Raw genomic sequence first — 226 nt, forward strand, 5'->3', positions numbered from 1 at the left:
GGTAACCCAGATTGCCACCGCTACAGCGGCGCTGAGCTGGATGTTCGCCGAGTGGATCACTCACCGCAAACCAAGCGTTCTGGGCATTGCCTCGGGTGCTGTGGCGGGTCTGGKGGSGATCACTCCSGCGTCCGGTACTGCAGGGGCGGGGGGGGCTCTGGCGGGTGGTGTGGGCCTGTCTCTTTTTAACATCTCCCCGCCCCCCGGACGAACAGAGGGGACTCGT

General features: G+C 65.5%; 1 pseudogene. It reads left to right on the forward strand.

Annotation, left to right across the window (positions count from 1 at the left end):
- A pseudogene (locus ACQ4LH_RS22300) lies at positions 1–226 on the forward strand (ammonium transporter); the annotation flags it as partial.

Origin of the sequence: Pseudomonas peli (assembly GCF_050563605.1) — a bacterium.
Lineage (GTDB): Bacteria > Pseudomonadota > Gammaproteobacteria > Pseudomonadales > Pseudomonadaceae > Aquipseudomonas > Aquipseudomonas peli_A.